The organism is Alicyclobacillus fodiniaquatilis, assembly GCF_042678105.1.
Lineage (GTDB): Bacteria > Bacillota > Bacilli > Alicyclobacillales > Alicyclobacillaceae > Alicyclobacillus > Alicyclobacillus fodiniaquatilis.
In genome coordinates this window covers 236,607-257,867 of record NZ_JBHUCX010000092.1, presented here as the reverse complement: position 1 = coordinate 257,867, position 21,261 = coordinate 236,607, and the positions used below count along the sequence as shown (strand labels likewise).

The window sequence follows — 21,261 nt, the reverse complement described above, 5'->3', positions numbered from 1 at the left end:
TCTATGAGTTTCGTAACGTCCACTGACGGTACAAAAATCGCGTTTGACAAAATCGGAAGCGGTTCGCCGCTCATCTTGGTAGACGGCGCGCTTTGCAGTCGGACGAATGGACCAAATCCTGCGGTGGCCGCCTTGTTGCAGCAACATTTTACGGTCTACACATACGACCGCAGAGGGCGGGGCGAGAGCGGGGACACGCCATTTTATCATGTTGATCGCGAAATCGAAGACATTGCCGCTATCATTGATGAGGCAGGTGGAGCAGCTTACGTGTATGGCATCTCTTCCGGTGCGGCTTTGGCGCTTGAAGCGGCCAATCGTCTGAGTTCTATCAAGAAATTGGCATTATATGAAGCGCCTTTTATCGTCGATGAAAGCCGTGAGCCGGTTCCTAACGATTATATGTCGCAGATGGAAACGCTGCTCACTTCACATCGTCGAGGCGCAGCGGTGAAGCTTTTTATGCGCAAAGGAGTGGGATTGCCGACACCACTCGTAGCCATTATGCCGCTCATGCCTGCCTGGACGAAGTTGAAAAAGGTCGCGCACACGCTCCTATATGACACCATCCTGACGATTGACCATCAGAGAGGAGTAAAGCCGTCTCTAAACCGCTGGGCAAACGTCACCGTTCCCACACTCGTGGCTGTTGGGGGCAAAAGTCCAGCTTGGATGCGCAATGCGATGCAAGCTTTGGCCGATATATTACCCAATGCGAGGCTCCAAATTTTGCAGGGCCAGACACATATGATTAAGCCAACTATGCTTGCACCCGAGTTGCTTCGTTATTTTACGGACTAAGGGAGAACTAAAATAACTGGAGGTCAACAAGATGAAATTCCAAGCAGTGGTTCAATTGAATGGTAAGACAGCAACAGGCATTCAGGTTCCCGAGGAACGATTGGCAAGTATGGGGGCTTCCAAACGCCCTGCGGTTCGCGTTACGATCCGAGGGTATACATACCGCACAACGGTGGGTGTGATGGGCGGCCGGTACATGATTCCTTTAAGTGCCGAACACCGGGCAGCAGCGGGCGTTGCTGCTGGTGATGAGGTGGAAGTGCAGATTGAACTCGACACCGAACCTCGTGAGCTTTCCTTACCGGCTGACTTTTCCGAGCGATTGAAAGCAGTTCCGGCAGCCAAGCGTTTTTTCGAAAGCTTATCTTACAGTAACCGACGGAGATTCCTTCTCAATATAGAAAGCGCTAAGACGTCTGAAACGCGTATGCGACGAATCGATAAGGCCATTGGTATGTTGAAAGAGGGTAAAATTTGAGCAAGATCCACTTGATGAAAGAGGTCAACCAGTCATAATGAATGAACTGGCTGACCTCATCATACGAGTGGGTAGTATTTTGCAAACGTTTACAATATGTTATCAAGCACAAGCCGCCGGCAATAAATGCATTGGCGAACTGGAGGGCAAATGATATGGGGAGAGCAGTAAATGTTCCAAAGTTTGAAGGGAATGAGCGAATTGGCTGGATCGAAAGAGAAATTCCCGAGCCGGGCGTGGGGCAACTCTTGCTTGAAGTGAAGGCCAATGCGCTATGTGGATCGGATCGGGCGCAGTTTTATCATGGAAGTGATGTGACGCCGGGGCATGAGGCGTCTGGCGTGGTTGTTCAAGCGGGGGCGGGAACCGTTCATCCAGTCGGCACGCCAGGTGTGGTTTTTCTCATGGACTTTTGTGGGAAGTGCCGAAATTGTTTGCGGGGCGCGACGAACCAATGTCTGAACAAACGTGCAGATATGGGGTTCAATCGGGATGGCGGCTATGGCAAATACATGTTGGTGAACGAAAACATCTTTTTTCCGATTCCGGACAATCTGCCTTTAACGGAAGCCACGCTGCTCTTGGATGTGATGGGCACGGGCGGGCATGCAATCAAACGGGCCGAGCTTGTCCATGCTGACATTCAATCCGTACTTGTGTCCGGCGCCGGGCCCATTGGATTAGGTGTGCTAGCCATGGCAAAAATTCTGCTCGGTTCTGCGATTCCTGTCTTTATTACAGATATGATTCCTTATCGTTTAGATTTGGCAAAGCGGTTAGGTGGGCTACCCATTCAGTTGAAAGATCGGACATTGCAAGAAGGTTTGCATGCCTACGGTGTGGACGGTGTAGATGCTGCAATTGATACCACGGGTAAAACGATGGCGCGTAAGGCCAATTTAGACGCTTTGCATCAAAGAGGCGTTCTGATATGCGTCGGCCACGGAGAAAGGCTAGAGCTAGAGGTTTCTTCAGATTTGATTGCGACCGAGCGCGCTGTGCTGGGCAGCGAGTATTTTTGCTACAACGAAATCGCGACGAATCTGGTTCATCTGCAAGGCAACTTTGATTACCTCACACAAATCATCACGCATCGGTTTGGCGTCGAACATTTGGAAGAAGCGTATCAGTTATTTCTGCATGACGGAAGAAGTGGAAAGGTCGTGATCGAACAATGAGCATATCGGCGAATGACAAATTGAAGATCGCACTGGTCGGAGGAGGCGCTGCAACATTCTCTCCTAAGGGAGTGACATGGTTTGACGGCGCTGGACATTGGGGCGTACAACATGCCCGAATCCTTTCGGAACGCGCGGACGTCGATTTTTGCGCCATTGTGGGCAGGCATGCAGAGAAGACAAAGGCGAGAGCCGTTCAATTTCATGTTCAGGCATACCTGGATGTCCAAGAGATGCTGGAGAGAGCGCAGCCAGATTTGGTCTGTGTGTGCTTGCCCAATCAGGACCACTACGATGTGACGCTTCAGTTGATACAGGCTGGGGTCCCCTTGTTTGTGGAAAAACCATTGGTGTTCGATCTCGCTCAAGCAAAACGCCTCATCTCTGAAGCTGCTGCGCGCAATCTGTTTTTCGGAATCAATTTTAACCATCGCTATGCGCGCCCTGTGGCACTGGCGCACGACGCCATTCAACAAGGGAAACTCGGTCAGTTGGTTTTCGCGACGTGGCGGTTTGGTGGAGAAGGCGCCAGCGACCATCCCCATGCCAATCTGTTTGAAACTCAGTGTCACGGATTTGATATGCTGGAGCACCTTTGTGGTCCCGTAGCATCCGTCATGGCGGAGATGACAGACGTGACAGGCAATGGGTTCAATACGATGGCGCTGTCCTTGAAATTCGAAAATGGCGCCATCGGGAGTATGGTTGGTTCCTACGATTCATCCTATGCGTACCATGACACACACCGCGTGGAGGTAAATGGCACAGATGGAAGGGTGGTCATCGTAGACACCGTCAAGGAGTACGCCTATCAACGGGCCGGAAGTGAGATAGCGGAGATATGGCAAGCAGGATATTTCAACGACGTCGACCGCGAATTTCACAAGACGTTTGATCGCCATATGGATGAAGTCATTTGCGCGCTGCGAGAGGGCCGCCAACCACCGATTCATGCAAAAGCGGGATATCGGGCCGTATTGCTTGCAAGCGCAGCTGCTCGCTCGTTTGAACTTGGCCGCAGGGTTCACGTTGCTGAAATCGTTGATGGGAAGTGAAATCAATTGCGTTATCGGCATTGCGGTAGTTCTATGGCTAAACGGGGTGAGAGGATGTACCAAGAAGAGAGATTGCAGTTGAGGAGGGGGATATGTACCTGCTCAGAAAGCGGAACAGTTCCTCCGATTACGTGATTCTTTTGGCCGATAAGACGAAGTTTGGCAAGAGAACCCTTCAGCGCATATGTGGACTTGAGAAGATCAACCTGCTTATCACCAATGCTCAGCTGCCAACTCGCATGTGTGAGCAACTCGCGATACGCGGTGTCGCAGTCGAAGTTGTATAGCGTAGTGTGAGCAGAAGTATGAACGGAAGAAGGCAACAGAAATGGAAGAGGGAATGATAGGAATGGTGATTTTAATCAGCGGCAACGGTTGTACAGGTAAAACATTTATGTCTCAAAAATTACTTGAAAAGTATCATATTCCTTATCTTTCGGTCGATCACTTGAAAATGGGGTTGTACAGAGGAGATAGTCGTTGCGAATTTACTCCTCTAGACAGTACGGAACTCATTGCTGAAAAATTGTGGCCAATCATTAAAGGGATCATTATGACGAATATCGAGAACGGTCAACATATCATCATTGAAGGGTGCTATTTGCTACCCCAGCATATTGAGGATTTCGAGAAAGCATATTCTGAACACATCATATCCATTTTCCTCGGATTCTCTACTCATTATATAAAAGAAAATTACATATCAAATATCGTAAAGCATAGGAATGTCATTGAAACTCGTGGTTCGGCAGAGGAGACCATCACTGAATGCATCAACGAGCATGAAGCATTTAAAAGAACATGTTTGGCATACGGTGTTGATTATTTTGAGATTGAACAGAATTACGAACAAGAAATCATCAAAGTTTATGATTTTATTGAAAAGCAAAAATGTATCATTGATAGCAAACTCAAAAAAACGCCTTAGATGAGGTGTATCGAGTGCAAATTTTTAGGTTTGGATCCGAGACGGGGAAAAGCGTGGCACATTTCGATTCAAACTTCATCATGTCACGAATTTTGTTGACTGATGAACCTACACAGATTGGTTGTGTGTATCTCGAGGCGGGCGGCATAATTGGGTTTCACCAAGCACTTTCCGCACAATTGCTACTTGTCGTACATGGACCGGCGTCGGTTCGATGCGATTCGGAATCAGAGGTCTGTGTTTCAGTTGGGGATGCGGTCTTTTGGGAAAAGGGAGAGTGGCACGAGACCAAGACCGAAACTGGCTTAATGGCAATTGTGATCGAATCAGAAGCGTTAAATCCAACGAAGTATATGCCTGTTAAGCTTATTAAGGATTAATCTTTGTTAAACTTGGGGGCATGCCCAACATGCTCTGTCGTTTTGATGACGTATGGACCGAAGTCAGTCACAATACGGTTCGTCTTTAAACAGGAGGGAAAACATTTGCAACATCAATTGAAGTTTCGTGGAGATCATAGCTTTACCATTGCGCAATTCACCGATGTCCATTGGAAAAATGGGGAGGCCGAAGATTTGAGGTCCCGCGCGCTGATGGAACAAGTGTTGGAGGCAGAGCAGCCGGATTTGGTTGTGTTTACAGGAGACGTCGTCGCATCGTACGCTTCTCTCGATCCGATTCGGGCATTCCGGGAGGCCGTCAAATCTGTCGACGAGCGGCAGATTCCTTGGGCAGTTGTCTTCGGAAATCACGATACAGAGCGCATCATCACGCGGCGGGAATTGATAAACGTGGCGTCGGAGTATGCGTTGTGCGTCACGGAACAAGGGCCTGCTGATATTACCGGTTTTGGCAATTGTGTCTTAGAAATTGTCGATCCCAATGGACAAGCGGCGGCCTTGCTTTACCTGCTGGATTCCGGCAATCAGTCTTGTTTGTCGACTGTAAGCGGATACGATTGGATTCGCAGAGATCAAATTGAATGGTATGTACGATCATCTCGAACTGCGACTCAACAAAATGGAGGTACACCGCTTCCGTCCCTCGCTTTTTTTCATATACCGCTTCCGGAGTATCGACAAGTCTGGGCGCAAGAGGTCTGCTATGGCAACAAATTCGAGGATGTGTGCTGTCCGAATCTGAACTCCGGCCTATTTGCGGCCATGGTGGAAATGGGCGACATCATGGGCACTTTTGTCGGGCACGATCACGTCAATGACTATTGGGGCACCTTGCACGGCATCCGGCTTTGTTACGGACGGGCGACAGGGTACAACGAATACGGGAAGGAGGGATTTCCGCGTGGTGCACGAATGATTCGATTGCGTGCAGGCGAGCGCCAATTTGAATCTTGGCTTCGCCTGGATGATGGCTCAGTCATTCGAGATCAGCCGGCGCACCTGCCAGATGAAAAATGAACCGCTATGTCGGGCTAATTGTCAATAGACCTGCACGCGCCCAAGGTCCCCATTGTCGCGGTGGCGAAAGTCCCGCGTCGGAGACCTTTTCTTTTGCCTTGTGCGGACAAATGCCCCCATTCTCCGTGGGAGCAACGCTCTGGACATTGGCTGGCGGAATGTAGGCATGGCTGGATGCCTGTCGTCTTATCACCACGGATCACATTCAATGAACATCATTCACGGAGATGTGTCCGTTTGACGTTTGAAGATGCACTTGGTTCGAACCCGTGCCCAAAGTAGAAATGCTCTGACCAGAAACATTAGCGTTCCAGGGTACATTCCCTTCAATTGAAGCATTTGAAGTCGATGCGTGAATGCGGGCATTTGTATTCGATGGCACAGATAGAGAAATACGGGCATTGGTTGTTCTCAAAGACCATTTTCTCTTGATCGTCGATGACGCTGAGATTGTGTCGTTACTGTCATTGGCAGTGACTGAACCCGTGATGTTCTCTAACGTCATTTTTCCGTTGGAAGTCTGCAGATTGACTGACCCGTTCATATCCGAAGCGGTAATCCCTTCTTGAATCAGTTCCTGTGCGTAGGACTTTCCTTGTTCAGTCAGGCAATAGTATTTTCGTGGTGGACCTTCTCTGGATTCGACCAGGTATGTTGAGAAATATCCCTCTTTCGTCAATCGTCTTAACAGGGGATAAATCGTTCCTTCAGCGATTTCAAATTTCTGCGAAATGGCACTGACCAATTCGTATCCGTAGCGATCCGTGTTCGTGGCAAGCACCAGCACACACAGTTCAAGAACGCCTTTTTTGAATTGAACATTCACAATGTCATCACCTCAGTTTTCGTGTAGTATGCGTTTATCACAGGTACATCATAATTGGTGGTACAGAATATTGAAAGGTACTGTTGAGGCACGAATCAATATCCAGGACGCAGTATAAATGAATCGCGTTTCTTCATGCTTCGAGACACCTTAGCGGAGAGGGAATCGGAATCATCATTCCGATTGTAGAATTAAGGCGGCGGTGAATACCACTGATCGCTTTTTTTATTTCCCGAGTTTATTTAGTGCTTTAATGACAATTTGTTCATGATTAAACCATTGCATTTTTCTATATTCGGAGTAAGATAGCTTTTGTTGTTTTCAATGCGAAGTATTGTAATGCGAAATATTCAAAAACGAAATACTGCCGAGGGATGGTGAGAAAACTGCAAAGTGCGGAAGAACGAGATTCCAGTGCGAGGGCTGCGCAACTGATTCGCTCGTTTCGCCAAGTTCATCGTTCTATGTTGAAAATGATGCGGATTCAGGCGGATTTGCTTGATTTGACCCCGGTGCAAATGATGGTTTTACACGCACTTTCCGAAGAACCGAATTTGTCATTGAGCGATTTGGCAGAGCGCGTTCAACTGGGTTGCAGCACAGTCAGCGGGGTTGTGAAGCGACTGGTTGAAGCAGGCATTCTTGAGCGCAAACGCCTGGAAGAAGACCAGCGCACGATTGCCATTCGTTTGACAGAGAAAGGGAAACAATTGGATGAGCAGGCATTTGGCGATGATTCGCTGATGTCCAAAGCGTTGCGGAATTTGCTCCAATTTCCCGTGGAGAACATAGACACCTTGTTGGCATTGCACCAACAACTGACAGAGATATTAGACACGGAGGGAGAAAGAAAAAGGGATGAGTGAAACTCGAACGATGGGGCAACAATCCGTTCCGGTTGGCCCTATTTTTGGTGTGATGATCGCGGGCGCTTTTGTCGCCTACCTGAATCAGACCTTAATTAATGTTGCTTTGCCGCAAATGATGGATCATCTGCACATATCCGCAACCACCGGCGATTGGTTGACGACGATTTACATGTTGGTCAACGGGGTTGTCATTCCTGTCACTGCCTTTTTGATGCAACGGTTTACGACGCGGGCATTGTACTTGACGGCCATGACGCTGTTTGTGATAGGAACAATCATTTGTGCGGTTGGTCCTGATTTTGCTGTCATTTTAGTCGGGCGTGTGGTGCAGGCCGCAGGTGCGGGCATCCTGATGCCCGTGATGATCAATGTCATCTTTACGTTGTTTCCACTTGAAAAACGCGGTATGGCCATGGGGATATTGGGCATTGCGATCAACTTTGCGCCAGCCGTTGGCCCGACCTTGTCTGGTTGGATTGTGGAGAACTACTCGTGGCGGGTATTGTTCTATGTCATTTTGCCCATCGCGCTGCTCGATCTCATTGTTTCTATCTTTTTATTGAAGAATGTCACGCAAACGAGTAGACCGAAACTGGATACACTGGGCGTCGTCTTGTCTACAATTGGGTTTGGCGGTTTGCTGTATGCGTTCAGTATGGCAGGCAGTGACGGCAACGGCTGGGGGAGTCCACAGGTCGTTATCACGTTTATTGTCGGTGGGGTATCTTTGGCTGTGTTCGTCTGGCGCGAGTTGACGATAGGACATCCTATTTTGGAGTTCCGGATTTTTCGGTATCCGATGTTCACATTGACCACCATCATCAATGTGCTTGTGACGATGGCGATGTATGCTGGAATGATTTTGATGCCGATTTACATGCAGGATGTTCGTGGATTTTCCCCGTTGCAATCTGGCTTGATGTTGTTGCCTGGCGGCATTCTCATGGGCGCCGTGTCTCCTATCACAGGTAAATTATTTGATAAAATTGGCGCTAGATGGCTGAGTGCATTTGGTTTGGCGATCACTGCTGCGACTACGTTCGCATTGGCGCGCCTGCAGATGGATACCACATACACGTACGTCACCATACTCTACACTGTCCGGATGTTCGGCATGGCAGTACTGATGATGCCCATCATGACGGCAGGGTTGAATGAATTGCCCTTGCGTTTAAATCCACATGGCACTGCGATGCTCAATACGATGCGGATGATTGCTGGCGCAGTGGGGATGGCGTTTTTGGTCACTGTGATGTCAACCAAAGCGGTTGTGCATACAAAAGCGATTGTGATGCAACAACATATTGCTGCGACAGATAAAGTTCACATGTTGCTCGCACAGAATCAAGGCAGTGTCATGGGCATTAATGATGCATTCATGGTGGCCACCATTTTGTCGGTTCTTGCGTTCCTCTTGTCTTTTTTCATTCGCAAGACAAAGCCGACAGAAGAGGCGCCCAATCTGTCAAAAGCGCAGGAAAAAAGCAGTTTATCCAGCCCGGCATTGGCTATCGAAGAATAAACGACATACTTTTGCGGCGCGCCCCTGGAGCGGGGCGCGCCTGTTTTCGTTGAGGACCCTAGGGTCCCTAGGCAAAATGGATTTCTTCATTGCCGAATTGGTGAAACCAATCTTGCACGAGGAGTTGGGCCGCCAATTGGTGACCAGCCGCGTTTGGATGCCATGCATCGCCCGCGTACGCTCGATAGGACTGATGGTGCTGATTGATGTATTGCTTCATCTGATGGAAAATGTCGAAAACGTGTACGTTGGCGTTGTGCAACTGATTTGCTGCAGCCATCTCGGTAGAAATCAACTGGGGTTGAGCGGTTTTGTATGTCGTGTAGGACGCGATGGAGACAGGGGTGGTCACAACCAGCACAACGGCGTGCTGTTGCAGTGCAGATTGAATCTCCCAATCAATTTGCGCCCGGTAGTCGCTAAGTGGGGTGTGTGCGGCGAGATCGTTCACACCCCATGCCAAAACAACCACATTCGGCTTGATTCGGTTTAGCCACTGGGGATAGCGGTCGACGATATCTTTGACACATTTGCCAGATATGGCTTTGTTGTATACTTGGAGATGATTGGCTCCTACGTCTGAAATGGCGGTGAAAGCGCGTTTTAAATAGCCGCCTGCTTGCTTGTCGTCTTTCCATCCGTGCGCGACCGAGGCGCCAATGATCAAAACTTTTTTGACGCCGTGGCGAGTTTCGTCTTGCGCCGTGCTGACCTGGGTTGTTATCGCTTTCCCCTGATGTTTTGACAATACAGCGGGCGTCGCGGCGTTGACAGAGCGCAAAGACTGCAAGACACTGATGCAGATGACCAGTAAAGCTTTGCTGGCAGGTCCTCTAAAGCGGTGTCGAATGATGGCCATCACCTTCCCTCTGGTACTGGTATGGCTGGTTATGGATAAATTATGCAAAAAATGATGGCGAATTTTGTCGTTTGCCAAGCAAAATTCAAGCCAAATTCGAACTGTGTCTCTTAAAATTGACCAGAACGTGCAAACCATCAGCGAAAAGACCGCGCAGAGATGTGTCCGGTCTTTTCGTATATACCGTTATGCGTCCCGCACTAGCAGAACATGAAATGCCAGTCAATCAGGGCAGCGCGGATGGCGCGCGCACAGGTATCGACTTTATTTTCAGGATAGATAGAGAAACGATTTTCCCACAAGTGATAGCGACGCAGGTTGCAGTAAATCGGCGGCGTTTTCTACCGCATGGATGTTTGAAGCCAGAATGGCACGGCGAATATAATGGTAGGAGCGGTTTGTCCGTCTCAGGCGGTTTACGTTTTGTTTTCAGCAGCACGACTTTGAGGAAATGGCATGGGAGGAATCCGTTTGCATAAATTTCGTGTCCCTTCATACCAAATGTATGGCGTTCTATATCTGCTCATTCTCGCCATCATTTTCACCATTTTGTTGAGTGGGAAAGTGACGCATCAGGGGATGGTGTTGGGTCTTGTTTCGATTGTAATGGGGTTGCTTTTGATTTATCGCTCGATTCGGAGTTCGCAGATGACACTTTTGATCAACGCTGCTTTGTTTATTGTTTTAGAAGTGATGGCTTGCATTGTGGTCGGCGTGGGCAGTGATCCAACCGAATTGTGGTTTGCTTCGTTTTATTCCTTGTTTTCACTGTTCTTGCTGCTCGACATCCTTGTGCAGCGCATCAGGTCCTTGGGTTTTAAATCCTAAGGATTTCATATGATGATACTGACCGGTTGGATGGTGAACACACGGTACAGGTCGGATTTTTTGGTTTGATGCGCATTTGAAATGACATCTGACGGCATAACCGCGACTGATAAAAATAAAATACAGTAAATACTTGCGCTTACTTCAAATGGTTCATGCAAACAGGTTTGTTTTTATCTTTGTGAATGAATCGGAGGGGGCGTAGCAAAATGAAAATGGATTCGCTCTTTGACGTTCAAAAAGCGTTGGAGCCACAAGCCGTGATGGCAAGTGGGCATGAATCGCAATCATTGTTACCGAAAAAAATCCTAGCTCTGCAAATCGAACTCGGTGGATTGGCCAATCTGTGGCATCACCATGGTTTGCATGTATGGAAACACAACCAGGGATCTCCGGAACAAACGACGTATCCCCTGCTTCAAACAGACGTGCCGTTATCATCTGCAACCAATCCGTTGCTCGAAAGTTATCTAAATTGTCTTCATTTGATCCTCTCCATCGGGTTGGACTTGGGATGTGATTTTCACATATCAGACTATATCCCTATTCGCGATCCGTCCAATGATGTGGGCGCCCAGTTTCGCACGTTGTTTCGCCGCATTGCACAGGTCGACATGGATCGATGGCATGGTGGCAAATATTACCGCATGTTTTGCTCATTTATTGGCCTTGGCGAGATGCTTGATTTGACTTGGAGCGAGATTCAACAGCATTATCTGGAGACCACCAAAACCAGCGGTCGGCATTCAGTGGGACTGTAGGATACATGTACAGGTTTCGCACAAATGCATACTGAACGATGATGTTGAAAGGAAGTGGAGACCTCTGCCACAGTTTGGCGGTGTGGCGGAGGTAGATGTGTAAATGGATATTTAATGCAGAATATCAAATGATTTTGTAAAGTGATATTCGCTTGGATCCGGTAAGATGAAGCAAACGTTGTTTGAAAGGGTTGCTTGATTTGAAACGTGCGCTTACCGTCTTCACAACCGGATTGTTAGTCGCTTCTGCCATCATTTCTACAAACGCCTATGCTTCCATCGCTGGATTCAGTCAAAAAGCGGTGGAAGTCAATGGACAATTGCTGTCTGATCCTTATGCTTTTGTTGCGTCTGATGGAAGTGAAATGACCACATATATGCCAATTTGGTATGTGGGTCAAGCTTTACAAGCGGCGGGTTTCACACAGTCATGGAATGGGGCAACGCACACTTGGACCTTGACAACAGGCACACAGGGGGATTTTTCTAGTCTTCCTATCGGAAATGGCTCTGCAAGCATTGTGGTCAATGGGCAAGTGGTGAAAAAGCTGAATACATACGTGAGGACGGACCCAGCGGCAGGCAAAAACGCTGCCAAAACGGTTTATATGCCAATTTATTACGTGCAGCAATTACTGACAGCCGCGGGCATTCCATCATCCTGGAATGGGCAGACATGGGCCATTACATCCTCATCTGCCGCGTCAAAGCCGATCATCTTTGGATTTGTCACAAACTATTCCGGCAGCACAAGCTCTTTGACGGATTTGGAAGCCCATTCAGAGGTCAGTGAATTTGCGACATTTACACATAGCATCACGGCGTCGGGAGGACTATCCGGGACCTTGTTCACAGCGGCTGGCACATATGCGCAGAGTCATGATTTGTCTGCGTATGTCACCATTACCGATACAGACGCATCAACAGGGGATTTTGACGGGAAGATGGCAGCAACGGTGCTCAATCATGCGACGACGAGATCGACATTGATACAGCATATGGTCACGCTGGTCAAAGGCACATCATTTGCGGGCATCAATATCGACTTTGAGATGCTTTCCGCTTCCGAGCGCGCGAATTTTACGCAATTTCTCACTGCGCTGCAGCAGCAACTGCATCAGGCGGGCAAAAAACTCAGCGTCGACATCCCGGCAATCACCAGCGATAACACCGCTTATGATGAGCATGCCATTGGCCAAGCGAGTGATGAAGTGATGCTGATGGCGTATGATTACTCCTATCCCGGCGGACCGGCAGGCGCCATTGCCCCTGTCTGGTGGGTGAATGACGTCCTTGCTTATACCACGAAGGAAATTTCGGCGAACAAGTTGCTGCTTGGCTTGCCAGTCTATGGCTACGATTGGGCCAACGGCAAGACACAGGCGCTGAGTCTGCCGCAGGTTGATCAATTGATGGCGGAATATTCCGTTGCGCCAAAATGGGATGCAAAAGATGAAGCTCCCTATTTTAACTATACAAAAAATGGGGTTTCTCACACCGTATACTATGAAAACGCGCAAAGTATCACCGATGAACTGGCAACTGTGCAGTCATACCATTTGCGCGGTGTGGCGGTTTGGCGCATGGGCCTTGAAGATACGTCCATCTGGCCTGCTATCCAGCGTTTCGCAAACGGGTCTTCCAGCAGTTGAGGCTTCGGTGTCCACAGACGTTGGCGTCGAACGGATGAAGAAAAACAGCCCCCATGGCTTACGTGGGGGTGTTGTCTGCAAAATGAGCCGCTGTCTATGCGTCACAGTTCGATCACGCTTGTGATCAATGCGCTTTACAGTTTACTTTTTCTATGGTGCTCCGAATAAAAGTATCACTGGTTTCATCATCGTCGTAGGTGATGACGGCAATTTGATCTGACAGATCCACATCGAAATTTCTTACACCTTCCACACTGTGAAGCGCCACCGATACTTCATTTGCACAATTTGCGCAGGTCATGTCCTTGAGTGTCATTGTCGACATTGCCAAGGCACATCGCCTCCTTGAAAAAGATGTTTTGCCTCCATAGCATGCCTCAAAATTCCCACAATATTGCAGTGCGCACTTGAATGAAATTTTCAAACGGGCACTGCCATCTAGTGATGGCGCTTCGCCTTGATAAAATGCAGGATCTCATCAAGCCCATGTCGGTCCGAGGGGGAGGCAATAGGCATGAATAAATCACCATGTTTTTCAACTCTTTGTGCCATATTTAGCATCGTAAAGTCGGTTGGATGAAAGCCACTGGTCACTTCCGCCCATGTCACTGGAGCGGAGACAGAGGCAGAAGTGGTGGCGCGCACAGAATAAGCGGCTGATAATGTCCGCATGCGCCAGAGCTGCAGATAGTCAAAATACAGTTTTTTGCCACGGTTTTGCACACGCCGTTCCAAAGTGATTTTGTCAGGCATTTTCTCGCGCAAGTACTCTGCGATAAATTTAGTGATGACGCGGGTTTCTACAAAAGTATACTTCGATTCAATTGGCACAAAAACTTGGATACCCGTCGCGCCAGATGTTTTGGCCACACTGTGCAGCGAGAGGGAGTCCAGCACTTCCTTCAGACGGAACGCCACCTCCAACACCAAGTCGAAGTTGTCGGGGTCAGAAGGATCCAAATCAAACGCCAAATCAGTGGGATATTCAACGTGATCGCACAGGGAGAAGGGGACATGCAACTCGATGGCCGCGTAATTTGCCACCCAGACCAAGGTGGCGACGTCGTTGATGAGAATCCACGATTTATCCTTATAAAACCAGCGGGGGAGCCAGGCGGGGGCGTGGGCAGGGACTGCTTTGTGCACAATGCGTTGGTGGTCAATGCCATCGGGGAAACACCACATCATCAGCATTCGATCTTTTGTATATCGCAATAAATGCGCCGAGACAGAGACGAGGTATTTGATGTAGTCCAACTTTGTAATATGTAAGTCGGGCCACAGGACTTTCTCAGGATTCGTAATGGCAATTTCTTTGCCTTCAATGGGAATGACCAAGTTTTCCATACCGTTCTCCTACTGCAGAAGAGGTTATACAAAGTTATTCTGTTTGCTGGCGCAAAATCTATTCTGAAAAATGATTCGGTACTTTGGTGGCCATGGCTGGCGGCGAAATGAAAAAGCCGCCTCATATCCGAGACGGCTTTTTGGCATGGAATGATGAAACGAAGGTTATCCTTGGGCTTGGCCGTTTTTCACCCACTGAGCAACGGTGACTACGCGTTTTGCTTGATGGCTTACAGCTGCAATGGTGGTGTCTGCAATGTTTCCGTCTTCTGTAGTGGTGGCGCTTGTCCCATATGGATTGCCGCCTGCGGCAAATAGCACTGGGTCGGTGTAGCCCGGCGCAACAACAATCGCACCCCAGTGGTACATGCTCGTATACAGGGACAAAATGGTCGCTTCTTGACCACCGTGTGAGTTTTGAGCGCTGCTCATTGCGCTGACAACCTTGTTCACGGTTTTGCCTTGCGCCCAGAGACCGCCCATCGTGTCCAAGAATTGTTTCATTTGTGATGGCACGTTGCCAAAGCGCGTTGGCACACTGAAAATGATGGCATCTGCCCATTCAATGTCTGCCGCTGTCGCTGTGGGAACATCTTTTGTCGCTTCGAAATGCGCTTGCCAAGGTGCATTTGAGGCAATGGCTTCAGCGGGCGCCAATTCAGGGACTTTTAAGACCTTCACTTCAGCGCCTGCCGTTTGCGCAGCTTTGGCCGCAGCTTGTGCCAGTTTGTAGTTTGTCCCAGTTGAGCTGTAGTAGATGATAGCAAGTTTCACATTTGCCAATGTAAGTTCCTCCAATTCCGTATGTTGAGTCGTACCACAAAGAAACAGTTCATAAGAATACTGCTCACAATGGATGCTTACTATTCGAGTTCATTTCTTACTCATAGTAAGTATAAAGCAATTATATTATATACTTATTTTTTGTCAATAAATTAAAAATGATGAACCAATATGGATTGACATCGCTTTCTTCCGAGTTTCGAGCAATGATTACCATACAGGAGGGTCATACAGGGTTGGTTTGAAAGCATCCATTTTGGCAATGAGATGTATAGCCGAGCCATTCGTGCATGGCCAGATGCGCCTCTCCGCCGCAAAACGGGCATACAAATGTGGTCGCGGTTTGCGTTTCATAGTCAAGGGTCTCCAGTGCCAGTTTCTCAGCTGAAACGATTTTCTTGATGTCTTCAGCGTTCATCATGTATTCCTCCATTCGATTCATTGCTTAGCAAAGACTGCCGCATGATGTGTCACGCATCAGGAAAATTCACTGCTACTCAATCAGAACATCGTGGATGACACACAAAGGTATTGAGTCTATTTTCAGGATATCGCTATCTAAATTATAGTCTCGGAAATATTGTAAATTCAAATAACTGAGGTGGGCTAGCTGTTGATTGCTGAAAGGTGTATTCTCGTCTTTGCACTATCATGTGTGGTGACGCTCATGAAACTGCCGGTCAATCAAGATATTGCGATGGGATCGGCACAAAACGAATTTAATTCTACAGATAGCGTAGGAGGAACTGAATGTGGCTAGATGTCCGAAATGTGGTTTCAATCGGTTTGGTGTAGAAGATATTCAGGTGGAGGATGGAAAAGGGGTATTGACGTTTGTCGTATGCGCTGGATGTGAGACAGCGATGTCTGTATTGCAACCCCACCCAAACTATTTTCCATTGTTAGAAAGTATCTCAAAGTCTTTGGATAAAATTAGTCAGAAATTGAAATAAGGGGGATGCCGGAAGGCGGTACACCCGCCCCTTCCGGTTTTCGTGAAATACATTATCCCAACTGCTGCACCATTTTATGAAAATGACCGTTTTACAAAAGCCAAAATTCAATCGATGGGCTCCCAAGGTCGACGGGTACCAAGCAGATCAGCGAGCTGTTTGCTGCGAATTCGGCGTTGTTGCCGCGCTTCTGCTCTCTCTGCCGCACTTTGATGAAGGAATAACTCTTCATTGGTCTCGGGCACGACTTTCGGAACATTTGTGGGTCTGCCATTTGGACCAATGGCCACAAATGTCAAGAAGGATGTGGCGCAGACGGCTCGGGTGCCTGTGTTGAGCTCTTCAGCCACAATTTTTACGAACACCTCCATTGAGGTGTTGTGCGTCCAAGTGACGAATGCTTCAAGAGAAACTTCATAATCGACCTTGATTGGTTGGAGAAAATCCACTGAATCCGTTGAGGCGGTGACCACAGGTCCCCGCGCATGTTTCATGGCGGCGAGTGCAGCGACATCATCAATGTGCGCCATCAGTTTGCCACCGAATAGCGTGTTGTGATTGTTGGTGTCCGGCGGCAGGACGTGGCTGGCTTTGAATGTGCGTGATTCCCGTATAAATCGTTGTTCAACCATAAGTGACGGCTCCATTTCAGATGTATCTAATTTTGAACATAACAGATTTTTTCTTCGCTGACACTTCAAATCCTTCATCGGTTGCATTTTATTGCTTATCGTATACTCGCAGTCCGTTTGTCCAACAAGGGGTATCACGATCTTCGTAAGTTATTTTTCCATCCATCAATGACGGCGACATGCCAATCTTTCCACAAATTACACCGGAACGAATGTTTGCATATCGGTATGTCCAGTTCATATAATATGAGCAACCAGAACGTATGTTCTGGTGGTGAGGGGGAGCATTGATGGGACGTCCCACAGTTTTGTTGCGGCGTATGCTGGTCCTTGAGGCGATGCATAAGTATATCGTTTGCGAACTGGCGGCGCTGAAGGAGCAGATGCGCGATGAATCGGTCAAAATTATTGAACGCTATGATGCTGCGCACGAGATTCGCTTCGAATATGTGGAGGAGAACAAGCACCAAGAGGCGATTTATATCCGTAAAATGCTTGATGCTGAGGTGAAAAATCGCGCGAAGCGCTGTGGACTCAACGTCCTTGATTGATGTGGTGGCACGTTTTGCACCATGCATTTATTCTTCATCTTCTGAGTATGTTTGAGTATGTTTTCAGTGCAGCGAAAATGTACGAGGGAGTGGTTGGTGTGGGCGAGATAATTCAAGTGACCTCTGGTGCGCCATGGGAGTCCATCATTGGTTACAGTCGGGCGATTCGCATTGGCAATCGGGTTGAAGTAGCCGGCACAACCGCAATGAGAGGCGATGAGGTTGTTGGCGAGAATGATCCCTACAGACAAACGGTTCGGGTGTTGCAGATTATTAAAAAGTCTTTAGAAAAAGTCGGGGCAGATTTATCCGATGTCGTGCGTACTCGCATATTCGTCACGGATATGTCCCGCTGGGAAGAAGTCGGGAAAGCGCATCGTCAGTTTTTTAAAGACATCCGGCCAGTGGTCACCATTGTGGAAGTCAAGGCATTGATAGACCCTCGGCTTTTAGTGGAAATCGAGGCAGTGGCCATCATCAGCCAGTGACTTGGTCATGCCTTTGCTTGGTATCTTTATGCTTCTGTTCATTCGGCGTCTCGTACATCAGATATTGGCTGGCGCTGGCGGAGCGGGTTTTAAGCCGCGGCCATGAATGATGATGTGGATGATCCTCTGAAAAACTGACGGAGGCAGAGGAGGAACATCCGCAGCTACATATCTGCGTTTGCGATGTATTCTCAACGAGTTGTTGTGAAACAGACCGCGCCCTGTGATGGATGATATGCAGGTAAAAGGCGCGGAAAGCGCCCGTCACAGTCCACCGAAATAGGCGTCTAGTTGATTGACAAACATTTGCAATATGCTTTGCATGTGTGTTTGCAGCCAGTGCTTGGCGATTTCTCCGAAGACAAAATCCGCAGCGAGAGAACCAATAAAGCTGCAGATAATCACAAGAACTGCTAGTAATGGCCACCTCATCTTCTGAAATCCTCAATTGCGATGTTAGGATCTTTTGTGCAGGAGCATTTCATCAATTCGCAGGCTGGACGTCGTTCATATCTCCACATGTCTATCACCTCTAGTTCAAGTATGTCCAGAAAACAAGTCAATAAACGTCTGGCTGTTTGCGCCAGCCAGGTAGCTGTGTTGACGCTTAAACGATGACTGATAGTGTTGACATACTCGCCACAAATACGTAGGGTTTGAAAAGTAGGGTCATTCCTGCGTGTCCAGCGTCCGATAGGTTGAAATTGCGGGCAAATGCATCTCTGTAGGAGGAGAATATTGAATTGGCCACAACATTAAAGCGGCTACTTATCGGTCGACCATTGAAGACTCGAGAAATGGGGCATGCAAAAATCGGAGTCATCAAAGGCATGGCGGTGATGACGCCGGATGCGCTATCGAGTGTGGCGTATGCAACTGATCAGATGGAACTGATCTTGATGTCTCTCATTGGCGCAGGTAGCGCCAAAGAATACGTATCTGACGTCTTGGGATTTTCGATGATGGGTACGTTCATTATTGTTGTGTTGGCACTTTTACTTTTTTTTGCCTATCGCAATATCATTTATCATTACCCACTAGGTGGCGGCGCCTATGCAATTGGATTGAACGATCTCGGAAAGTATTGGGGATTGTCAGCCGCCTCGACGTTGATTGTTGGGTATACATTGACTGTAGCAGTATCGATAGCAGCAGGTATTGATGCAATTGGGCCTGTTGTTCCCCTGATCGGCCACCATAAACTGATTGCCAATATCGTACTCACGCTCATCATCATGTTAATTAACCTGCGTGGTACAAGTGAATCAGCCAATGTCTTCGTTCCCTTTACATACATATTTATCGGCTGCATCCTTCTCCTAGGGGTGACCGCAGTCGTGAAAGCCATCATGCATCCGGTCTCGATACACATTCCATCAGTTGCTGGAATGCACGCTGTGCAAGGGATGGGGCTATTTCTTTTCTTGAGAATGTTTGCCAACGGATGCAGTGCTCTGACGGGCGTCGAGGCTGTGTCGAACTCGGTTCCGGTCTTTAAGGATCCATCAGCATTCAGAGCTCAACGGCTGTTGCTGACACTGGTGATCACACTGAGTGTCTTATTTCTCATCGTCTCTGGCACGGCCGTGATGCATGGTCTTACGTATAACGCTGATATACCTTTGATAAACCAGGAATCTATGTTATTATTCGGTACTCATGGATTTGGCTATATCATCACGGTGATTGTTTCTGTTTCCACGATGTGCATCTTGGCCATCGCTGCGAATACAGCGTTTACAGGTTGTCCTGCATTGTGGTCAGCTATGGCGCGCGATGGTTTTATGCCTCGTTGGTTGCTGCATAAAGGCGACCGACTGGTGTACAGCAATGGAATTGTATTTTTAACCTTCATATCCCTGGCGTTAACCATCGGATTTCACGCCCAAGTCAGTGATCTGATGCCCCTCTATGGCGTATCCGTATTTTACACATTTAGTGTATCTCAACTTGGCATGGTCGTTCGCACGGTTAAAGAGCGGCAACGGAAATGGCTTTATCGCACAATCGGCAGCGGATGTGGATTTGCCCTCACCGCGATAGCCTGCCTGATCTTCGGCATTACACGTTTCACGAGCGGAGCATGGTTGGTCATTGTCTGTGTACCCCTGATGATCTTGATGTTCAGCAAGATCCAACACCATTATCAGCAGATCCGAGAAGATTTAAAGTATGACTTTTCTCGTCCACTTCAGCCGGATCGTCATACCATTACGCTTGTGCCGATCGCGTCAGTAAATAAGTCATCCGTCCACGCGTTGGAATATGCGCTTGCGAACTTCAAAAATGTCGTTGCGGTTTCGGTCATTGCCCAAAACAGCCAAGAAGAGGCAGATGAAACGGAACGCGTGTTGCGTGAGCAATGGGCACGCCTGAATTCAGGTGTCCGTTTGGTGGTCATCCATTCCCAATACCGTTCTGTGGCAAGGCGGCTCCAAAGATTCGTAGATCTTGAGTTGGACAGATATGAACCAGAAGACATCACAGTGGTCGTCCCTCAATTCATCACGAAAAGTTGGTGGCACAAGTTATTGCACAACAAGACAGGAAGCGTATTGATGGCGTGGCTGATTCTGGGTAAATCAGTGAAAGTACTTGCGGTGCCTTACCGTCTTCCTCGTTAAGGATATACTGGATATTTGTCGCCGAGCATGTGGGGACTGCACCTGATGTGGCTAGGGAAGCACCTTTGAGCGTATCGACAAAAATGATTGTTGACAACACGCAGGTGGTGAGGTTTGGATACAGCGATAAAAGAATATTCAGATATCACAAAACCATTTTGTCTGTCAAGCGGAATATTTCGGAACAACGACAAATATACATCAAATAGGAGACGATGGGCCCCAAAATTGAGAGGGGAGACCATCCGTGAAGGATTTATTGTCCACCCTGCAAATTACACTTTTGCTGCTTCAAATTGCTTTAGGGCTCGTGCAACTGTTTCAAATGTGGAAGCGCAAAAAAACGCGATGATTAGTCGTGTAAGTGGCAGCTTACAGACTTTGATTTAGCGAATTCAGGGGGCCCTCGCCATCCTAATTTGTAACACCTTATCTATATGCACTTTATATGTTGCATATCACTTTATCTCCTTATGGCTTTGTGGTGCTCGTGGCGCTTGTGACGTTTGTGATTTGATTTATAACAAACATAAAATTGATCTGTGACAAATTTGAGTTTGTACCCTTTAGGCAATATCCGTTTTAGGGCATCTGCGATTGTCATACCGAGCAAATCTGCAATCACAATGTGTGGATCCATGCTGCTGCCGCCATTGACTGCGATTTCGGCACTGCCAGTTAATGTTACACTCAGGATAACGTACATCA

26 protein-coding genes and 1 pseudogene are annotated in these 21,261 nt (G+C 48.0%); 17 read left to right on the top strand and 10 right to left on the bottom strand.

The features are described 5' to 3' along the window. Positions 1-3 precede the first annotated feature (3 nt). The 8 genes from ACFSB2_RS22740 to ACFSB2_RS22705 all read left to right on the top strand — a co-directional run bounded on the left by ACFSB2_RS22740 (position 4) and on the right by ACFSB2_RS22705 (position 5,858). Positions 4-801: an alpha/beta fold hydrolase gene (locus tag ACFSB2_RS22740; protein ID WP_377945370.1), complete on the top strand. Its 798-nt coding sequence runs from the start codon at positions 4-6 to the stop codon at positions 799-801. Positions 802-832: 31 nt separating this feature from the next. After that, the gene (locus tag ACFSB2_RS22735) at positions 833-1,279 is read left to right on the top strand and encodes a YdeI/OmpD-associated family protein (RefSeq protein ID WP_377945369.1); all 447 of its coding nucleotides are present in this window, start codon (positions 833-835) and stop codon (positions 1,277-1,279) included. Between the two features lie 155 nt (positions 1,280-1,434). Then, the gene (locus tag ACFSB2_RS22730) at positions 1,435-2,457 is read left to right on the top strand and encodes an alcohol dehydrogenase catalytic domain-containing protein (RefSeq protein ID WP_377945368.1); all 1,023 of its coding nucleotides are present in this window, start codon (positions 1,435-1,437) and stop codon (positions 2,455-2,457) included. Then, complete coding sequence (locus ACFSB2_RS22725; protein ID WP_377945367.1) at positions 2,454-3,512, top strand: Gfo/Idh/MocA family protein; 1,059 nt, start codon at positions 2,454-2,456, stop codon at positions 3,510-3,512. The genes ACFSB2_RS22730 and ACFSB2_RS22725 overlap by 4 nt, the downstream gene beginning before the upstream one ends. A 92-nt stretch (positions 3,513-3,604) precedes the next feature. Further along, positions 3,605-3,799, top strand: a complete 195-nt coding sequence (locus ACFSB2_RS22720; protein WP_377945366.1) for a DeoR/GlpR family DNA-binding transcription regulator — start codon at positions 3,605-3,607, stop codon at positions 3,797-3,799. 41 nt (positions 3,800-3,840) lie between these two features. Further along, a complete protein-coding gene (locus ACFSB2_RS22715) occupies positions 3,841-4,440 on the top strand; it encodes a 2-phosphoglycerate kinase (protein ID WP_377945365.1) in 600 nt (199 codons plus the stop codon). 53 nt (positions 4,441-4,493) lie between these two features. Further along, positions 4,494-4,820, top strand: coding sequence for a cupin (locus ACFSB2_RS22710; protein WP_377945364.1), 327 nt, complete (start codon positions 4,494-4,496; stop codon positions 4,818-4,820). 105 nt (positions 4,821-4,925) lie between these two features. Next, complete coding sequence (locus ACFSB2_RS22705; RefSeq protein WP_377945363.1) at positions 4,926-5,858, top strand: metallophosphoesterase family protein; 933 nt, start codon at positions 4,926-4,928, stop codon at positions 5,856-5,858. A gap of 562 nt (positions 5,859-6,420) precedes the next feature. Here the strand turns inward: ACFSB2_RS22705 and ACFSB2_RS22695 are convergent. After that, positions 6,421-6,684 (bottom strand): annotated as a pseudogene (locus tag ACFSB2_RS22695) (PadR family transcriptional regulator); the annotation flags it as partial. A 377-nt stretch (positions 6,685-7,061) separates the two neighbouring features. Between ACFSB2_RS22695 and ACFSB2_RS22690 the strand changes: the two are divergent. Both ACFSB2_RS22690 and ACFSB2_RS22685 read left to right on the top strand, forming a co-directional pair. After that, positions 7,062-7,550, top strand: a complete 489-nt coding sequence (locus ACFSB2_RS22690) for a MarR family winged helix-turn-helix transcriptional regulator (protein WP_377945362.1) — start codon at positions 7,062-7,064, stop codon at positions 7,548-7,550. Then, positions 7,543-9,075 carry a DHA2 family efflux MFS transporter permease subunit gene (locus ACFSB2_RS22685; RefSeq protein ID WP_377945361.1) on the top strand — a complete coding sequence of 511 codons (1,533 nt, stop codon included), beginning with the start codon at positions 7,543-7,545 and terminating at the stop codon, positions 9,073-9,075. Before ACFSB2_RS22690 ends, ACFSB2_RS22685 begins: the two co-directional genes overlap by 8 nt. Positions 9,076-9,142: 67 nt before the next feature. Here ACFSB2_RS22685 and ACFSB2_RS22680 read toward each other — a convergent pair whose 3' ends face one another. Then, positions 9,143-9,934, bottom strand: coding sequence for an SGNH/GDSL hydrolase family protein (locus ACFSB2_RS22680; RefSeq protein WP_377945360.1), 792 nt, complete (start codon positions 9,932-9,934; stop codon positions 9,143-9,145). 471 nt (positions 9,935-10,405) lie between these two features. Between ACFSB2_RS22680 and ACFSB2_RS22675 the strand changes: the two genes are divergently transcribed. The 3 genes from ACFSB2_RS22675 to ACFSB2_RS22665 all read left to right on the top strand — a co-directional run bounded on the left by ACFSB2_RS22675 (position 10,406) and on the right by ACFSB2_RS22665 (position 13,175). Then, complete coding sequence (locus tag ACFSB2_RS22675; RefSeq protein WP_377945359.1) at positions 10,406-10,762, top strand: hypothetical protein; 357 nt, start codon at positions 10,406-10,408, stop codon at positions 10,760-10,762. Positions 10,763-10,971: 209 nt separating this feature from the next. Further along, the gene (locus tag ACFSB2_RS22670; protein ID WP_377945358.1) at positions 10,972-11,523 is read left to right on the top strand and encodes a dUTP diphosphatase; all 552 of its coding nucleotides are present in this window, start codon (positions 10,972-10,974) and stop codon (positions 11,521-11,523) included. A 200-nt stretch (positions 11,524-11,723) separates the two neighbouring features. Continuing rightward, on the top strand, positions 11,724-13,175 hold the full coding sequence (locus ACFSB2_RS22665) for a glycosyl hydrolase family 18 protein (RefSeq protein WP_377945357.1): 1,452 nt from the start codon (positions 11,724-11,726) through the stop codon (positions 13,173-13,175). 124 nt (positions 13,176-13,299) lie between these two features. On the opposite strand, the gene ACFSB2_RS22660 is transcribed toward ACFSB2_RS22665, so the two are convergent. The 4 genes from ACFSB2_RS22660 to ACFSB2_RS22645 all read right to left on the bottom strand — a co-directional run bounded on the left by ACFSB2_RS22660 (position 13,300) and on the right by ACFSB2_RS22645 (position 15,723). Further along, complete coding sequence (locus ACFSB2_RS22660; protein ID WP_377945467.1) at positions 13,300-13,500, bottom strand: heavy-metal-associated domain-containing protein; 201 nt, start codon at positions 13,498-13,500, stop codon at positions 13,300-13,302. Between the two features lie 113 nt (positions 13,501-13,613). Further along, positions 13,614-14,522, bottom strand: coding sequence for a non-homologous end-joining DNA ligase (gene ligD / locus ACFSB2_RS22655; RefSeq protein WP_377945356.1), 909 nt, complete (start codon positions 14,520-14,522; stop codon positions 13,614-13,616). Between the two features lie 165 nt (positions 14,523-14,687). After that, positions 14,688-15,305, bottom strand: coding sequence for an NAD(P)H:quinone oxidoreductase (gene wrbA, locus ACFSB2_RS22650; RefSeq protein ID WP_377945355.1), 618 nt, complete (start codon positions 15,303-15,305; stop codon positions 14,688-14,690). Positions 15,306-15,531: 226 nt separating this feature from the next. Further along, positions 15,532-15,723 (bottom strand): hypothetical protein, encoded by a 192-nt coding sequence (locus ACFSB2_RS22645; protein WP_377945354.1) that lies wholly within the window; start codon positions 15,721-15,723, stop codon positions 15,532-15,534. Positions 15,724-16,057: 334 nt separating this feature from the next. Here ACFSB2_RS22645 and ACFSB2_RS22640 point away from each other — a divergent pair, with 334 nt between their 5' ends. After that, the gene (locus ACFSB2_RS22640) at positions 16,058-16,258 is read left to right on the top strand and encodes a hypothetical protein (protein WP_377945353.1); all 201 of its coding nucleotides are present in this window, start codon (positions 16,058-16,060) and stop codon (positions 16,256-16,258) included. A 107-nt stretch (positions 16,259-16,365) separates the two neighbouring features. Here ACFSB2_RS22640 and ACFSB2_RS22635 read toward each other — a convergent pair whose 3' ends face one another. Then, positions 16,366-16,890, bottom strand: a complete 525-nt coding sequence (locus ACFSB2_RS22635; protein WP_377945352.1) for an acyl-CoA thioesterase — start codon at positions 16,888-16,890, stop codon at positions 16,366-16,368. A gap of 290 nt (positions 16,891-17,180) precedes the next feature. On the opposite strand from ACFSB2_RS22635, the gene ACFSB2_RS22630 reads away from it, so the two are divergent. Further along, positions 17,181-17,441 (top strand): hypothetical protein, encoded by a 261-nt coding sequence (locus tag ACFSB2_RS22630; RefSeq protein ID WP_377945351.1) that lies wholly within the window; start codon positions 17,181-17,183, stop codon positions 17,439-17,441. A 98-nt stretch (positions 17,442-17,539) separates the two neighbouring features. Further along, entirely contained in the window at positions 17,540-17,929 is a 390-nt protein-coding gene (locus ACFSB2_RS22625; protein WP_377945350.1) for a RidA family protein, read from the top strand. A 264-nt stretch (positions 17,930-18,193) separates the two neighbouring features. On the opposite strand, the gene ACFSB2_RS22620 is transcribed toward ACFSB2_RS22625, so the two are convergent. Continuing rightward, positions 18,194-18,361 (bottom strand): hypothetical protein, encoded by a 168-nt coding sequence (locus tag ACFSB2_RS22620; RefSeq protein WP_377945349.1) that lies wholly within the window; start codon positions 18,359-18,361, stop codon positions 18,194-18,196. Positions 18,362-18,672: 311 nt separating this feature from the next. Between ACFSB2_RS22620 and ACFSB2_RS22615 the strand changes: the two genes are divergently transcribed. Further along, positions 18,673-20,553, top strand: coding sequence for an APC family permease (locus ACFSB2_RS22615; RefSeq protein WP_377945348.1), 1,881 nt, complete (start codon positions 18,673-18,675; stop codon positions 20,551-20,553). Positions 20,554-20,828: 275 nt separating this feature from the next. On the opposite strand, the gene ACFSB2_RS22610 is transcribed toward ACFSB2_RS22615, so the two are convergent. Next, positions 20,829-20,924, bottom strand: a complete 96-nt coding sequence (locus tag ACFSB2_RS22610) for a hypothetical protein (protein ID WP_377945466.1) — start codon at positions 20,922-20,924, stop codon at positions 20,829-20,831. Positions 20,925-21,016: 92 nt separating this feature from the next. Continuing rightward, the gene (locus tag ACFSB2_RS22605) at positions 21,017-21,259 is read right to left on the bottom strand and encodes a hypothetical protein (RefSeq protein ID WP_377945465.1); all 243 of its coding nucleotides are present in this window, start codon (positions 21,257-21,259) and stop codon (positions 21,017-21,019) included. Positions 21,260-21,261 lie beyond the last annotated feature (2 nt).

Excerpts from the sequence above, each read along its gene's own strand:
- ACFSB2_RS22715 (WP_377945365.1), top strand. The coding sequence starts at position 3,841 with ATGGAAGAGGGAATGATAGGAATGGTGATTTTAATCAGCGGCAACGGT.
- ACFSB2_RS22670 (WP_377945358.1), top strand. The coding sequence starts at position 10,972 with ATGAAAATGGATTCGCTCTTTGACGTTCAAAAAGCGTTGGAGCCACAA.
- ACFSB2_RS22725 (WP_377945367.1), top strand. The coding sequence starts at position 2,454 with ATGAGCATATCGGCGAATGACAAATTGAAGATCGCACTGGTCGGAGGA.
- ACFSB2_RS22730 (WP_377945368.1), top strand. The coding sequence starts at position 1,435 with ATGGGGAGAGCAGTAAATGTTCCAAAGTTTGAAGGGAATGAGCGAATT.
- ACFSB2_RS22720 (WP_377945366.1), top strand. The coding sequence starts at position 3,605 with ATGTACCTGCTCAGAAAGCGGAACAGTTCCTCCGATTACGTGATTCTT.
- ACFSB2_RS22685 (WP_377945361.1), top strand. The coding sequence starts at position 7,543 with ATGAGTGAAACTCGAACGATGGGGCAACAATCCGTTCCGGTTGGCCCT.
- ACFSB2_RS22735 (WP_377945369.1), top strand. The coding sequence starts at position 833 with ATGAAATTCCAAGCAGTGGTTCAATTGAATGGTAAGACAGCAACAGGC.
- ACFSB2_RS22635 (WP_377945352.1), bottom strand. The coding sequence starts at position 16,890 with ATGGTTGAACAACGATTTATACGGGAATCACGCACATTCAAAGCCAGC.
- ACFSB2_RS22740 (WP_377945370.1), top strand. The coding sequence starts at position 4 with ATGAGTTTCGTAACGTCCACTGACGGTACAAAAATCGCGTTTGACAAA.
- ACFSB2_RS22680 (WP_377945360.1), bottom strand. The coding sequence starts at position 9,934 with ATGGCCATCATTCGACACCGCTTTAGAGGACCTGCCAGCAAAGCTTTA.
- ACFSB2_RS22620 (WP_377945349.1), bottom strand. The coding sequence starts at position 18,361 with ATGAGGTGGCCATTACTAGCAGTTCTTGTGATTATCTGCAGCTTTATT.
- ACFSB2_RS22630 (WP_377945351.1), top strand. The coding sequence starts at position 17,181 with ATGGGACGTCCCACAGTTTTGTTGCGGCGTATGCTGGTCCTTGAGGCG.
- ACFSB2_RS22645 (WP_377945354.1), bottom strand. The coding sequence starts at position 15,723 with ATGAACGCTGAAGACATCAAGAAAATCGTTTCAGCTGAGAAACTGGCA.
- ligD (WP_377945356.1), bottom strand. The coding sequence starts at position 14,522 with ATGGAAAACTTGGTCATTCCCATTGAAGGCAAAGAAATTGCCATTACG.
- ACFSB2_RS22605 (WP_377945465.1), bottom strand. The coding sequence starts at position 21,259 with ATGTACGTTATCCTGAGTGTAACATTAACTGGCAGTGCCGAAATCGCA.
- ACFSB2_RS22660 (WP_377945467.1), bottom strand. The coding sequence starts at position 13,500 with ATGTCGACAATGACACTCAAGGACATGACCTGCGCAAATTGTGCAAAT.